Source organism: Pseudomonas sp. MB-090624 (assembly GCF_003205245.1).
In the GTDB taxonomy this organism is placed as follows: domain Bacteria; phylum Pseudomonadota; class Gammaproteobacteria; order Pseudomonadales; family Pseudomonadaceae; genus Aquipseudomonas; species Aquipseudomonas juntendi.
The window spans coordinates 12,018-24,831 of the sequence record NZ_QJRK01000060.1 but is presented as its reverse complement, the minus strand read 5'-3'; the positions used below and the strand labels follow the sequence as shown (position 1 = coordinate 24,831).

General features: G+C 65.8%; 10 protein-coding genes. 7 read left to right on the top strand and 3 right to left on the bottom strand.

Features of this window, described 5'->3' with window-relative positions; all coding sequences use genetic code 11:
• Window positions 1-312: 312 nt before the first annotated feature.
• From dsbG to dsbD, 3 genes are read right to left on the bottom strand one after another with little or no spacing between them, the layout of a single operon-like run.
• Window positions 313-1,071, bottom strand: a complete 759-nt coding sequence (gene dsbG / locus DMX12_RS25835; RefSeq protein WP_009684803.1) for a thiol:disulfide interchange protein DsbG — start codon at window positions 1,069-1,071, stop codon at window positions 313-315.
• A 1-nt stretch (window position 1,072) separates the two neighbouring features.
• Window positions 1,073-1,909 (bottom strand): TlpA disulfide reductase family protein, encoded by an 837-nt coding sequence (locus DMX12_RS25830; protein WP_009684802.1) that lies wholly within the window; start codon window positions 1,907-1,909, stop codon window positions 1,073-1,075.
• Window positions 1,909-3,624: a protein-disulfide reductase DsbD gene (gene dsbD / locus DMX12_RS25825; protein ID WP_110679834.1), complete on the bottom strand. Its 1,716-nt coding sequence runs from the start codon at window positions 3,622-3,624 to the stop codon at window positions 1,909-1,911. Before dsbD ends, DMX12_RS25830 begins: the two co-directional genes overlap by 1 nt.
• Window positions 3,625-4,181: 557 nt before the next feature.
• Here dsbD and DMX12_RS25820 point away from each other — a divergent pair.
• The 7 genes from DMX12_RS25820 to DMX12_RS25780 all read left to right on the top strand — a co-directional run bounded on the left by DMX12_RS25820 (window position 4,182) and on the right by DMX12_RS25780 (window position 12,700).
• Window positions 4,182-7,013, top strand: coding sequence for a xanthine dehydrogenase family protein molybdopterin-binding subunit (locus DMX12_RS25820; RefSeq protein ID WP_110679833.1), 2,832 nt, complete (start codon window positions 4,182-4,184; stop codon window positions 7,011-7,013).
• The gene (locus DMX12_RS25815; protein ID WP_029887985.1) at window positions 7,006-7,542 is read left to right on the top strand and encodes a (2Fe-2S)-binding protein; all 537 of its coding nucleotides are present in this window, start codon (window positions 7,006-7,008) and stop codon (window positions 7,540-7,542) included. The genes DMX12_RS25820 and DMX12_RS25815 overlap by 8 nt, the downstream gene beginning before the upstream one ends.
• A 2-nt stretch (window positions 7,543-7,544) precedes the next feature.
• Window positions 7,545-8,756: a cytochrome c gene (locus DMX12_RS25810; protein WP_047150167.1), complete on the top strand. Its 1,212-nt coding sequence runs from the start codon at window positions 7,545-7,547 to the stop codon at window positions 8,754-8,756.
• A 3-nt stretch (window positions 8,757-8,759) separates the two neighbouring features.
• Window positions 8,760-9,731, top strand: coding sequence for an XdhC family protein (locus tag DMX12_RS25805; RefSeq protein ID WP_110679832.1), 972 nt, complete (start codon window positions 8,760-8,762; stop codon window positions 9,729-9,731).
• A complete protein-coding gene (locus DMX12_RS25800) occupies window positions 9,728-10,291 on the top strand; it encodes an NTP transferase domain-containing protein (RefSeq protein ID WP_110679831.1) in 564 nt (187 codons plus the stop codon). The genes DMX12_RS25805 and DMX12_RS25800 overlap by 4 nt, the downstream gene beginning before the upstream one ends.
• Window positions 10,292-10,697: 406 nt before the next feature.
• Complete coding sequence (locus DMX12_RS25785) at window positions 10,698-11,381, top strand: response regulator transcription factor (protein ID WP_009684795.1); 684 nt, start codon at window positions 10,698-10,700, stop codon at window positions 11,379-11,381.
• Window positions 11,378-12,700 carry an ATP-binding protein gene (locus DMX12_RS25780; RefSeq protein WP_009684794.1) on the top strand — a complete coding sequence of 441 codons (1,323 nt, stop codon included), beginning with the start codon at window positions 11,378-11,380 and terminating at the stop codon, window positions 12,698-12,700. The genes DMX12_RS25785 and DMX12_RS25780 overlap by 4 nt, the downstream gene beginning before the upstream one ends.
• Window positions 12,701-12,814 lie beyond the last annotated feature (114 nt).

Genomic DNA, 12,814 nt, shown 5'->3' with positions numbered 1-12,814 from the left:
GCGCTGTAGCGGGTCAGAAACGCTTCACCATTCCCGAACGGCTCGATGCGCTGGTGTGCAAGCATGTAGAACCGGTGGCAGTTCGTTACGATTTCTTCGGTGTGGTGAGACGATACCAGCGACGCGGCCTGTGGAAGCGAGCTTGTCGAGGCGTCGAACCGCCGCGAACACCGGCAAAGTCAGTGGCATCTATCGCGTCGCCTGTTTCGCGGGCACGCCCGCTCCCACAGATATAGCGCCGCTCTCAAGGCTTATGCAGTACCTGTAGGAGCGGGTTCACCCGCGAACGGGCCAGTACTGGCAACCAATATCTCAGCGCTTGCCAAGAATCTTCCCAAGCATCTCCGGCCGTGGTGCGCCTTGCTGGCTCTGCAGCTGACCCTGGTCATCCTGGTAGAAAATCGCTGGGGTAGCCTGCAACCCCATCTCTTCCATCAACGCCATGTTTGCCGCCAACTTTTGCTGAACCGCCGGCGGCACCTGCTTCAGCGCTGTCAGGGTGCTGGCCTTGCCGGCCTTCTCATGCGCGTGCAAAGCCTTGGCCGGGTCTTGTGCCGCCAGCAGGGCGGCCGACTTGCCTGGGCTGTCTTCGCGGATGATGCCGACCATGATGTGGCGCAACTGCACCTTGCCCGACTCGACCCAAGGCCGTGCCTGCTCCCAGAACATGTTGCAGTACGGGCAGTTGGGGTCGCTGAACAGGTACACCTTGCGCGGTGCATCGTCCCTGCCATCGGCGATCCAGGCGGTTTTCTCCATCTTCGCCCAGATTTCCTTGCTCATCGGCGCATACACCAGCTTTTCCAGCGGCTCTGCGCTCAGGTCCTTGCCCTGTTCATCGAACAGGTTGCCGACCAGTACGTGCTTGCCGTCGGGCGTCAGGTACAGGGCCAGGGCGTTGTTCTGGTACTCGGCGGCGTAACCGCGCAGGCCGTTGGGGGCGTCGAAGCTGCCTTTGATCACGGCACCCTTGGCTTGCAGTTGCTGAACCGCCTTGGGCAGCTCTTCGGCCTGCAAGGCGGGGGCGGCCAGCAGGGCCAGGGACAGGGGCAACAGTGCAGTCAATCGCATTTCAGTTTCCTTGTGCGGCAGGGGCGGGCGCAGCGGCCCGCTCGAAAGGTTCCAGGGCATGGCGCAGGCTGGCCCGGGACAACTCGCCCAGGTGGCTACCGACCAGCCGCCCCTGGGCGTCATAGAACAGCGTGGTGGGCAGGGCCATCGAACCGACGCGTTGGGCCAGCAGGCCGGTGCCGTCGAACAGCACGTGGGTCAGGCTCAGGCCGGTGGTGGCGAGGAAGGTGCTGACGTTTTCCGGGGTTTCGCCCTGGTTGACGAACAGGAAGGTCACGTTCGGGTATTCGCTCTGCGCCTGCTGCAACACCGGCATTTCGCGCCGGCAGGGTGGGCACCAGGTGGCCCAGAGGTTGATCACCAGCGGTGTACCGCGGTAGCTGTGCAGCGCAACGGGCTGGCCGCCGGCATTGCGCAGGTTCAGTTCGGGGAGTTCGGTGCCCTTGCTGTACAAGTGCCCGCCAAAGCTGGCCAGGCCCCAGAACAGCGCGCCGCTGAACAGCGCCCAGCCGAGCGGGCGGCGCAGGCCTGGGTGGCGCCAGCCCTGCCACAGGGCACCGCCCACGATACCCGCCAGGCCCGACCAGAACAGAAAGCCGCCATCACGGATGTCGATGATTTGCAGCGGATCGTCCCGGTACATCGGCCAGTACGCCAGCACGAACCCCGCACGCGCGCTGAGCAAGCCAAGCAGAAACAGGTTGAACAGCGCCGACTCCGGGCTTTCACCGCCGCGCCGTGCGACCCACCAGCCGACCACGCTGGCGATCACCAGCGCGGTGAGCATGAGCAGGTGGTTCAGGGCCATGGTCAGCGGCCCCAGGGTCACGGTGAGCATCAGCCTTGGCTCCTGGTCTGGGCCCAGTGTTGCTGGAACGCGGCGGCGTCCACTTCACCGGTGATGCGCCGCGCGCGGCGCTCTTCGCCTTCTGGGCCGATCCAGATAATGCTGGGCGGGCCGGGTACCTGGTAGCGTTGTAGCAGCGCTTTGCTGGCGGGGCTGTCGGCGGTCACGTCCAGCCGCAGCAGGTGCACGCCGGCCAGCCCGGCCTGCACGTCGCTGCGGCTGAACACTTGTTTTTCCATCACTTTGCACGACACGCACCAGTCGGCGTAGTAGTCGAGCATGACCCATTGCCCGCGAGACTTGGCGGCATCGAGTTCGCGTTGCAGGTCTTCTGGGCGGCTGAGGGTGACGAAGCTATCCTCGGCGTGCGCAGCAGTGGCTGGCGCGGCTGCCCCCCCGGCGAATGGGCGCAGGGGTTGCCAGAGGTCGTCGCCGCCGGCTGCCGCGCCGACCAACAGCAAGCCCCCCCACAGCGCCCCCAGCAGCGGCACTGCGCGCAGTGCCGGCAGCCGCTGCAGGGCCGGCCAGGCTGCCCAGGCCAGGGCGACCAGCCAGGCACCGGCAAGGGCCAGCAGCAGGCTGGCCGGCAGCAGGCTGCGCACGGTGTACAGCGCCATGGCCAGGAACACGAAGCCGAATACCGCCTTTACCCGGTCCATCCAGGCGCCTGGGCGTGGCAGGTAGCGGTTGCCCAGGGTGACCAGCAACAGCAGCGGCACGCCCATGCCCAGGCCAAGGGCAAACAGCACCAGCGCGCCTTGCAGCACATCGCCGCTTTGCGCGATGTACAGCAGCGCCCCGGCCAGAGGCGCGGTCATGCAGGGGCCCAGCAGCAACCCGGACAACGCGCCCAGCAAGGCCGCACCATACAGGTTGCCGCCGCGGGTGCCTCGCCCGGCCCGGTCGAGACGATCACGCAGGGCGGCGGGCAACTGCAGTTCGAAGGCGCCGAACATCGGCAGGGCGAGGATGATGAACAGCCCCGCCAGGCTGCCCAGCAGCCAGGGTTGTTGCAGCCAGGCTTGCAGGCTGGCGCCCAGCAGCGCGGCGACCACGCCCAGGGCGGCGTAGACCAGGGCCATGCTCAGTACGTAGACCCCGGCCAGCAGCCAACCGCGGCGGGCGCTGGCACCGTTGCCCAACACCAGCCCGGCGAGAATCGGCAGCATCGGCAGCGAGCAGGGGGTAAAGGCCAGCAACAGGCCCAGGCCGAAGAAGGCCAGCAGGCTCCAGGCCAGGTGCCCCTGTTGCAGGCCGCTGGCCAGGGCCTGGTCGCTGGCTTGTTCGGCGGCCGGCGCTACGCTGCCGCCCAGGTCGATGCTGGTGGTCTGTGGTGGGTAGCACAGGCCGGCGTCGGCGCAGCCCTGCCAGCCCAGGCGCAACTGGCCCTGGGCGTTGGCCGGCAGCAGCAGCTCGAGCTGGTCACGGTACACCGCGCTGTCGCCGAAGAACTCGTCGTGGTGGTTGAGTGCCGGCGGCAATTGCGGCTGTTGATCGCTCGGCAGGCCATCGAATTTGAGGCGCTTCTGATACAGGTAGTAGCCCGGCTTGATCTGGAAGTACAGGCGCATCTGGCCGTCGGCCTGGCGGTCGTGGGTCAGTACGAAGGCCTGCTCGACCGGCAGGAAATCGGGTTTGACGTCGAACGGGTTGGCTTGCAGGGGGCCAGCCAGTAGCAGTGTCAGGAAGAGCAGGAGAACGCGCATGTCTTCGCCTTGGCAGAACGGGGAATGGGGCCATGCTGGCTGGGGTTGATTAAATGAAGGTTAACGGCGGTTTTGAAGGGGGTGTGAGGGTTTTCGGTGCTTGACGGGGGATTTTCAGCGCCTGCGAGATCGAGCGCCGCCCGCGCGGCGCATCGCGAGCTGCGCTCGCTCCTACGCTTGTTTCAGGCCAGTTACGCCTGTGACAGGCGCGCGCGACCGCCTTGTTTGTACGGCACGGTATTGAGGCATGCGCCAATGCGTTCGCGCGCAAATCCCACAGGCATAAATGGCCCGAAACAAGCGTAGGAGCGAGCGCAGCTCGCGATGCGCCGCGCGGGCGGCGCTCGATCTCCCAGGCGCCGAATCTCCAAAGGCGAACACCTATCAGCCCAAGCACGGATCCCCCGCTCAAAACCCGACACACCGCGACATATTGTCGGCTTGACTTTGCCTGCCCTCGCTAAATTGCTGTAAAGTTGACGCCCAGGTCAGCTTTCTGCAAGCCAGGCCCAGAATCAGAAGAAAGGGCAGACCCTCGACTGCCCAGAGGATCAAGCATGTCCAACCGTGATATTTCCAGGCGCGCCTTCCTGCAAGGCGGCCTGGTCGCTGGTGTCGGTGTGACCATGGCGCCACTTGGCAGCCAGGCGTTCGCCGCGCTGATGGAGGAACGCGTCACCGCTTCGCCGCAGAAGTGGATGAACCACGACGGCAAGGCGCGTTTCCGTAACGATGCGTTGTCCAAGGTCTGCGGCGACAAGGTGTTCGCCCGCGACATCCGTGCCAAGGACATGCCGGGCTGGCCGGTGCAACAGGGCCATGCCTTGCTGCTCAAAGCCACCAAGGCTGACCGCATTTATGCCGGGCATGACCTGAGCCTGCTGGGGGCAGACCTGCAACCAGACCGTGTCGTCACCGCCGCCGACCTGGAACAGGACGGCATCGCCTGGCCCGAAGCGCACTCGCCCGACCCACTGCTGCCGCCCGGCCAAGTACCGATGTTCATCGGCCACCCCGTGGCAATCCTGATCTGGCACGATTTCGAGCGTTTCCGCCAGGCCAAGCGCAAGCTGCAGTTCAACGACCAGGCGATCCGCTACGGCGCCCAGGCGCCGCTGTACCAGCGTGACCCGTATGGCAGCTTCCGCTTCGTGCGGGTGGGCGGCGCCACGCCGTTCGACGACGATGAGTTCTCCAGCCTGAAGAATTCCATGCTGTTCCCCACCATCCTCAACCGCAAGCCGGTGTGGTCGAAACAGCCCAACCAGCAGGGTGACCTGACCGAGCAGGGGCTGTTCTACGCCAACCGTATGGCCGAACAGCTGGACAACCCGCCCGAGGACTGGCTGGTGTTCGACGAGCGCTACAAGACGCCGTCCATCGAACCTGCCGCGCTGGAGCCGGACAACGGCAACGGCTGGTACGACCGGGCCAGCGGCACGCTGCACTTCGTGGTTGCCACCCAGTGCCCGTTCGAAGTGGCGCAGGAATGCGTGCACATGATCAAGCCGTCGCGGTTTGCCCTGAACACCCTGAACATGCACCCCGGCTACACCGTGGGCTACGGCTCCAAGGACAACAACATCTTCGTTTTCTACGCTGCCGTGGCTGCGTTGTACGGCGACGGGGTACCGGTCCGCCTGGCCAATGACCGCTACGAGCAGTTCCAGAGCGGCATCAAGCGCCATGCCTTCGATATCCGCTACCAACTGGCGGTGGACAAGAAAGACAACAGCTTCAAGATTTTCCGCGCCGACATGAGCTGCGACGGTGGCGGGCGCATCAACTACAGCCCGTCGGTGGCCGCAGTGGGTGCGACCGCAGCGCAGTCGATCTATTACATGCCGCAGAACGACCTGTCGGTGACTGCCTATTACTCGCGTGGCGTGGAGGCGGGCTCCATGCGCGGCTATGGCACCCTGCAGAGCATGGCGGCGACTGAAATGATGGTCGATGAAATCGCCGGCCGCCTGGGCGTGGATGCCATCGACCTGCGCCGTGCCAATGCGCTGAAGTCGGGCATGAAGAACACCCAGGGCGCGGTGCCGGCCGGCGCCCTGCGCCTGTATGAAATTCTCGACAAGGCCGCCGTGCACGACGGGTGGCGCAACCGTGACGCACGCAAGCAGCAGATGGATGCCAAGGACCAGGATCACTGGTACGGCGTGGGTTTCGCCATCTGCCAGAAAGACTTCGGGACTGGCGCGGAAGCGCCGATGGCCAGCGTCGAGTTCAGCCGCGACGGGCGCATCAGCCTGCGCCACATCGGTACCGAACTGGGCACTGGCATGTCCACTTCGCAGGCCCTGGTGGTCAGCGACTTCCTTGGTCGTTCGGCCGATGAGGTGCGCACTGCCGTTACCGAGTGGCCAGAGCTGCAGCTGACCACCAGCGGCAACCCGTACCTGATCAGCCAGCCCGAACAGGACGCTGCCCTGCGTAACCCGCGCTGGGTGGGCAAGCTGGCGTCGCCATCGTCGGCGACCAACTCGGCGTTCTATTTCAGCCACGCTACCCGCGAAGCTGCACGGGTGCTGTTCAACCACGGCCTGTGGCCGGCGGCCATGGCCATCTGGCGCCAGGGGCCTTACGGCGGGCAGGCCAACCCGCTGGTGGTGCGCCGCGAGAACGCTGTGTGGGTCAACGGTGAGCTGACCGGCAACGGCCTGGCTCCGATCCCGTTCGCCCAACTGGCGCAAAAGGCCCATGACATGGGCCTGGTCACCGGTGTGAGCGTCCACGGCTTCAACCGCTGGAGCTGGGCCGAAGCCGACTTCGTCATCGACGGTGTGCGCGAGCGCTTCCCGCTCGACGCCGTGGCCGTGAAATACGGCGACGGCGCGGTCAACGCCAAGAAAGCGCAGATGAGCAGCCACGGTTATCACCTGCTCGACCGGCAGAACGCGGCGTACCCCGATACCCAGCTGAACAACGCCATGGTCACCTACTACAGCCCGGTGGCGACCATTGTCGAAGTCAAGGTCAACAAGGGCACCCACGAAGTGCAAGTGCTCAACCACCACAGCTGGGTCGAGTGCGGCCGGGCGCTGGTGCCGGAGCTGGTCAAAGGCCAGCTCGAAGGTGGCATCGCCATGGGTATCGGGCACGCCCTGACCGAAGAAATGCCAATGTACGAGGGCGGGCCCGGGGAGGGCGACTGGAACTTCAACCGCTACCGCCTGCCGCATGCGCGCGATGTGGCGGTGTGGCAGCAGACCAGCGAAATTCTGCCGCCGCTGTCACCCACCGACCCGTCCAAGGGCATTGCCGAAGTGGTGATGATCCCGGTCGTCGGTGCCATCGGCAATGCCGTCGCGCATGCCATTGGCAAGCGCGTGCGCGATCTGCCCATTACCCCAGCCCGTATCAAGGAGGCCCTCAATGGCTAACCGCCCACTGCAACTGACCCTCAACGGTCAACCGGTCGGCCCGGTCGAGGTCCCCGACGACCTGGCGATGCTCGACTACCTGCACGAACACCAGAACCTCACCGGTTCGCGCCTGGGCTGCGGCCAGGGCATCTGCCACGCCTGCGTGGTGATCGTGGACAACCCGGACGGCACCTGCGAAGAAGTGCGCACCTGCATCACCGGTGCCCACTACTTTGCAGGCAAGAAAGTGCGCACCATCGAAGGCCATGCCAGCAAGGACGAGGCCGGCAACCTGACGCTGAACCCGATCCAGCAGAAGTTCGTCGACCTGTTCGCCTTCCAGTGCAGTTACTGCGCACCAGGCTTCGTCAACGCCGCTACCGTGCTGGTGGAAACCGCCCAGCGCCAGCCGCTGAACAAGAGCGAAGTGCAAGACCGCATCGAGGCCAGCCTCGGGCACCACATCTGCCGGTGCACAGGCTACGTGCGTTACTACGACGCCACCCGCCAGGTGCTCAACGACCTCGGCCTGGTCAAGGAGGGTTGAACATGGGCTTCGTACGTAGCGCATTGGCGCTGGCGTTGGGTGTTGCCGTCAGTTCGGCGGCCCTGGCTGCCGATGAAGCGCAGGTCAAGCGCGGTGAATACCTGGCCCGCGCCGCCGACTGCATGGCCTGCCACACCGCCGAAGGTGGCGCACCGTATGCCGGCGGCCTGCCGATCCATTCGCCGTTCGGCACCATCTACGGCAGCAATATCACCCCGGACAAGCAGTACGGCATCGGCAACTACAGCGCCGACGAGTTCTTCGCAGCAGTCACGCAGGGCAAGCGCAAGGATGGTGCCAACCTTTATCCCGCGATGCCTTACACCTCGTACCACCTGATCAAGCGCGAAGACTCGGACGCGATTCTTGCCTACCTGAAAACCGTACCGCCGATCAACCGCCCGGCCCCGCAGACGGCGCTGCGCTTCCCGTTCAACGTGCGCATGGGCCTGAGCGGCTGGAACCTGTTGTATGGCAAGAGCGTGCAGCTGCAGCCAGCCGAGGGCAAAAGCCCGGCCTGGCAGCGTGGCCAGTACCTGGTCGAAGTCATGGGCCACTGTGGCGAGTGCCATACCCCACGCAATGCGATCGGTGCACTGCAGCAGGACCAGCGCCTGAGCGGCGGCCTGCTGGCGGGTTACCTGGCGCCCAGCCTGCTGGCGCAGGACCTGGCTGAGCGGGGCTGGACCCAGCCAGACTTGACCACCTTCCTCAAGCACGGTATCAGCGCCCAGGGCAGCATGTTCAACGAGATGTTTCCGGTGGTGCACCACAGCACCCAGCACCTGGAGGACGCCGACCTGGCGGCCATGGCCACCTACCTGCTGGGCGACCAGCCGCCCGCGGCCAAGGTCATCCAGCCGGTTGCCCTGGCGCAGATGAGCGACAGTGCCCAGCGCGGCCACCAACAGTACCTGAACGTTTGCGCCGGCTGCCATGGGGTCGACGGCGAGGGCAAGCCACACGTCGCCGTGGCCATGCAGGGCAATACCGTGCTGCGCCAGGCCGACTCGCGCAACCTGGTCAAGGTCATCCTCGAAGGCATCCGCGAACAACAGTTCACCGGCTTCGAGCGCATGCAGCCGATGCCTGGCTTCGCCGGCAAGCTGGATGACCAGCAGGTGACGGACATGGTCAACTACCTGCGTCAGGCCTGGGGTGGATTGCCCGGTGACCTGAAGGTACAGCAGCTCGCCGAGCTGCAGGCGGAGTAACCGGTGCAGCATCTCGATCTTCAGGTGATTCGCCAGGCCTTGCAGTGGTCGTGCAGCGGTCAGCAGGTGTGGTTGTGCACGGTACTCGCCACCTACGGTTCGGCGCCGCGTGCACCGGGGTCGCTGCTGGCGGTCAACGCCAGCGGCCAGTGGCTGGGTTCGTTGTCTGGCGGCTGCGTAGAGGACGACTTCCTGCACCGTGTGGCCTTGCGCGAGTTCGCCGAGCCGGTCGCCCTTGTGCGTTACGGCGATGGCAGTGACCCCCGCTCGGGCATTCGCCTGCCGTGCGGCGGGGTGCTGGAAGTGCTGGTGGAAAACCTGGCGGCCGAGTGCGACGTGCAGGCCCACCTGCGCGAGTTGCAAAGCGCATTGCTGGGGCAGCGCCGGTTGTTGCGTGAAGTGCGCCTGCCCGACGGCAACCGCCAGTTGGTGCCTGACACCAGCCAGGGGCCGCGGGTGCAGCGTGAGCCCACCTGTGTACGGCTGCGCGTCGGCGCCGCCCAGCGCCTGCTGCTGGCGGGCTATTCCAGCGTGGCGCACTGTTGCGCCGAGTTCGGCAAAGGCCTGGGCTTCGAAGTGATTCTCTGCGAGCCACGTGATGAAGTGCTCGACGGCGTGCACCTGGACGGCATCGAGCTACGCCGCGAGCTGCCGTCGGAATTTATCGCCAATGGCGGTTGCCATGCCGACACGGCGGTGGTTGCATTGACCCATGATCCGAAAATCGATGACCTGGCCATGCTTGAAGCGGTGCGTACCGAAGCGTTCTACATCGGCGTGATGGGCTCGAAGGCCACCTCTGACAAGCGTCGCGAGCGCTTGCAGCGCATTGGTGGGCTGGGTGAGGTCGAACTGGGGCGCATTCATGCACCGATCGGCCTCAACCTGGGCAGCAAGACCCCGGCAGAGATCGCCCTGGCGGTGCTGGCCGATGTGCTGCGGGTGCGTAACGGCATCGGGCGGGCTGCGCTGTGAGCGTGGTCGCGCTGGTGCTGGCTGCCGGGCGCGGCACGCGTTTCGGTGCTGACAAGCGCTTGGCGACCCTGGCTGACGGCCGCAGCATGCTGGCGCATAGCGTGGCGCGGGCGAGGGCGGTGTTCGACGATGTGCGTGTGGTGCTGCGCGAGGGTGAACGGGGGGAGGATTTCGGTTTGCCTGCCGGTTGCCGGGTGATCGTTAGCCCGGATGCGGCGCTGGGGCTGGGGCACAGCCTGGTGGCCGGGGGCCGGTCGTTGGGCGACAGCCACGCGCAGGCGGTGGCGATTTTGCTGGGTGATATGCCGTGGATCGAGTTGGCCACCCTGCGCCGGTTGGCCGAGGCCTCCAGCGTTTCGCGCATTGTGTTGCCGCGCCATGCGGGGCAACAGGGGCACCCGGTGATCTTTGGCCGCGATTTCTGGCCGGCGCTGGGGCAGTTGACCGGTGATGAAGGGGCGCGGGCGGTAGTGCGCGCGCAGCGGGATTGTTGTGTGGAGGTTGAGGTGGAGGATGCAGGGGTGTTGCGGGATGTGGATACGCCGCAGGGGTTGATGTAGGCATGGGGTGTTTGCCACAACATGTTCTGCGCCTGTGAAAGGTGTTCGCCGAAACAATTTCAGCGCTTATGAGATCGAGCGCCGCCCGCGCGGCGCATCGCGACCAAGGTCGCTCCTACATTTGTTTCGGGCCAGTCCATCCTGTGCCAGTCGCACGCGACCGCCTTGTTTGTACGACGCGATATCGAGACATGCACCAAGGGGCGCGCGCGGATCCCACAGGAATAATTGGCCCGAAACAAATGTAGGAGCGACCTTGGTCGCGATGCGCCGCGCGGGCGGCGCTCGATCTCACAGGCGCTGAAAATCTCTCGGCGAACACCTGATCCCCCCACAAAAGGTCCATAATCCCCCCTTAATCCCTTCATAGTGCAATGCCAGCCACACCAATGCGGGAGCCCACACCATGCACGTTCTGCTCTGCGAGGACGACGACCTGATCGCCGCCGGCATCTGCGCCGGCCTTACCGCCCAGGGCCTGACCGTCGACCGGGTGGGCAACGCCGCCGCTGCGCGGGCCATGCTGCAGGCGGCGCAGTTCGACGTGATGGTCCTCGACCTGGGCCTGCCCGACGAAGACGGCCTCAAGCTGCTGCGCCGCCTGCGCGAAAAAGGCGAGACCTTGCCGGTACTGGTGCTTACCGCGCGCGACGCCGTCACCGATCGCGTCGATGGCCTGCAGGCCGGTGCCGACGATTACCTGCTCAAACCCTTCGACCTGCGCGAGCTGGCTGCACGCCTGCACACCCTGCTGCGGCGGGTGGCGGGGCGGGCGGTCAATGTGATCGAGCACGGCCCGCTGCGTTACGACCCCAGCAGTTGCGAGGCGACCCTGGCCGGCCAGCAGGTCGACCTTTCCCGCCGTGAACAGGCGCTGTTGCAGGCCCTGTTGCAAAACCCCGGGCGGGTGTTGTCCAGCGAGCAGTTGAAGGACTGCGTGTATGGCTTCAGTGACGAAGTGGAAAGCAACGCCCTGAACGTGCATATCCACCACCTGCGGCGCAAGCTCGGCAACGGTATCGTCGAGACCGTGCGCGGCCTGGGCTACCGCCTGGGCCCGGCGCAGGCACCGGAAGAGGCCGCACCATGAGCCTGCGGGTACGCTTGAGCCTGATCCTGGGCAGTGCCTTCATCATCATCTGGGTGCTGGCTGCGGCATGGATGCTGCGCGACCTGCGCCAGCAGATGATGTTTTCCCTCGACCAACGGCTGGTCGCCTCGGCGCGCATGGTCGCCGGGCTGATCGACCAGTTGCCGCAACCCTTGACGGCCAAGGGCGGCGAGGCGCATTTCTCGGCCGACCAGTTCAGCGTGCCGGACGGCATGGCCTGCCAGGTCAGCTCGCTGCGCGGCGAAATCCTCGCCAGCAACCACAAGCACGACGGGACCATGGATGACGAGCGCAGCGGCTTCCGCGACCAGACCATCGACGGCGCTTCGTGGCGCACCTTCACCTACAACCATGGGGATGTGCGCATCACCACCGCCGACCGGCATATGGAGCGTGAAGCGCTGAACCAGTCGATCCTGCTGGCGGCTTCAGCGCCGGTGCTGATGGCCCTGCTCGGTAGCCTGGGGTTGTTGTGGATCGGCCTGGGCAAGGGCCTGGAACCGCTCAACCGCATGCGCGATGCCTTGCGCCGCAGGCGTGCCGACAGCGTCGAGCCGTTGCAGGTGGCGGGCCTGCCCAGCGAGTTGCAACCGTTGCTGGACACCCAGAACCAGCTGTTCCTGCGCATTGCCCAGACCATCGAACGCGAGCGGCGCCTGACCGACGATGCCGCGCACGAGTTGCGCAGCCCGTTGACCGCAATCAAGACCCACCTGCAGGTGGCGCGCATGACCGATGGCGCCGTGCGCGAGCAGGCACTGGAGCATGCCGAGCAGGGCGCCGACCGCATGCACCGTACCCTCGAGCAGTTGCTGATGCTGGCACGGGTGGAGGGCAGCCTTTCGTTCGAGGATGGCGTGCAGTGCAGCGCCGAGCAGGTGGCCCGCCAGGCCGTACAGGACGCGGGCGGGGGTGACAACCGGCGCATTGTGCTGCGATTGCCTGAAGAAGCCACGCAGATCTACCTGGGCATGCCGGCGCCGCTGGCAGTGGCCGCGCTGCGCAACCTGCTGGACAACGCCCTGCGCCATGGCGGCGAACAGGCAGTGGAGTTGGAGGTGCAGATGGCTGACGGGCAGGTGGGCTTCATGGTGCGGGACCATGGGCCGGGGATTGCCGAGGCGGATCTGGAACACCTTACCGAGCGTTTCTGGCGCAGCGGGCAGAGCGGTGGTTGCGGGCTGGGGTTGGCGATCGTGCAGGCGATCGTGCAGCGGTGTGCCGGTAGCCTCAGGTTCGACAGCAGTAGCGATGGCTTGCGGGTGTGGTTGCAAGTGCCGGCGCGTTCGAGCAGTTGATTTTCACTGCCTGTGCCGGCCCTTTCGCGGGCTTGCCCGCTCCCACAGGTACTGCACAGGGCCTGACCCTGTGGGAGCGGGCAAGCCCGCGAAAGGGCCGGCACAGGAGGAATA

Bases quoted from the DNA above. Each gene is read 5' to 3' on its own strand.
- dsbG (WP_009684803.1), bottom strand. From the start codon at position 1,071: ATGCGATTGACTGCACTGTTGCCCCTGTCCCTGGCCCTGCTGGCCGCC.
- DMX12_RS25815 (WP_029887985.1), top strand. From the start codon at position 7,006: ATGGCTAACCGCCCACTGCAACTGACCCTCAACGGTCAACCGGTCGGC.
- dsbD (WP_110679834.1), bottom strand. From the start codon at position 3,624: ATGCGCGTTCTCCTGCTCTTCCTGACACTGCTACTGGCTGGCCCCCTG.
- DMX12_RS25780 (WP_009684794.1), top strand. From the start codon at position 11,378: ATGAGCCTGCGGGTACGCTTGAGCCTGATCCTGGGCAGTGCCTTCATC.
- DMX12_RS25830 (WP_009684802.1), bottom strand. From the start codon at position 1,909: ATGCTCACCGTGACCCTGGGGCCGCTGACCATGGCCCTGAACCACCTG.
- DMX12_RS25785 (WP_009684795.1), top strand. From the start codon at position 10,698: ATGCACGTTCTGCTCTGCGAGGACGACGACCTGATCGCCGCCGGCATC.
- DMX12_RS25820 (WP_110679833.1), top strand. From the start codon at position 4,182: ATGTCCAACCGTGATATTTCCAGGCGCGCCTTCCTGCAAGGCGGCCTG.
- DMX12_RS25810 (WP_047150167.1), top strand. From the start codon at position 7,545: ATGGGCTTCGTACGTAGCGCATTGGCGCTGGCGTTGGGTGTTGCCGTC.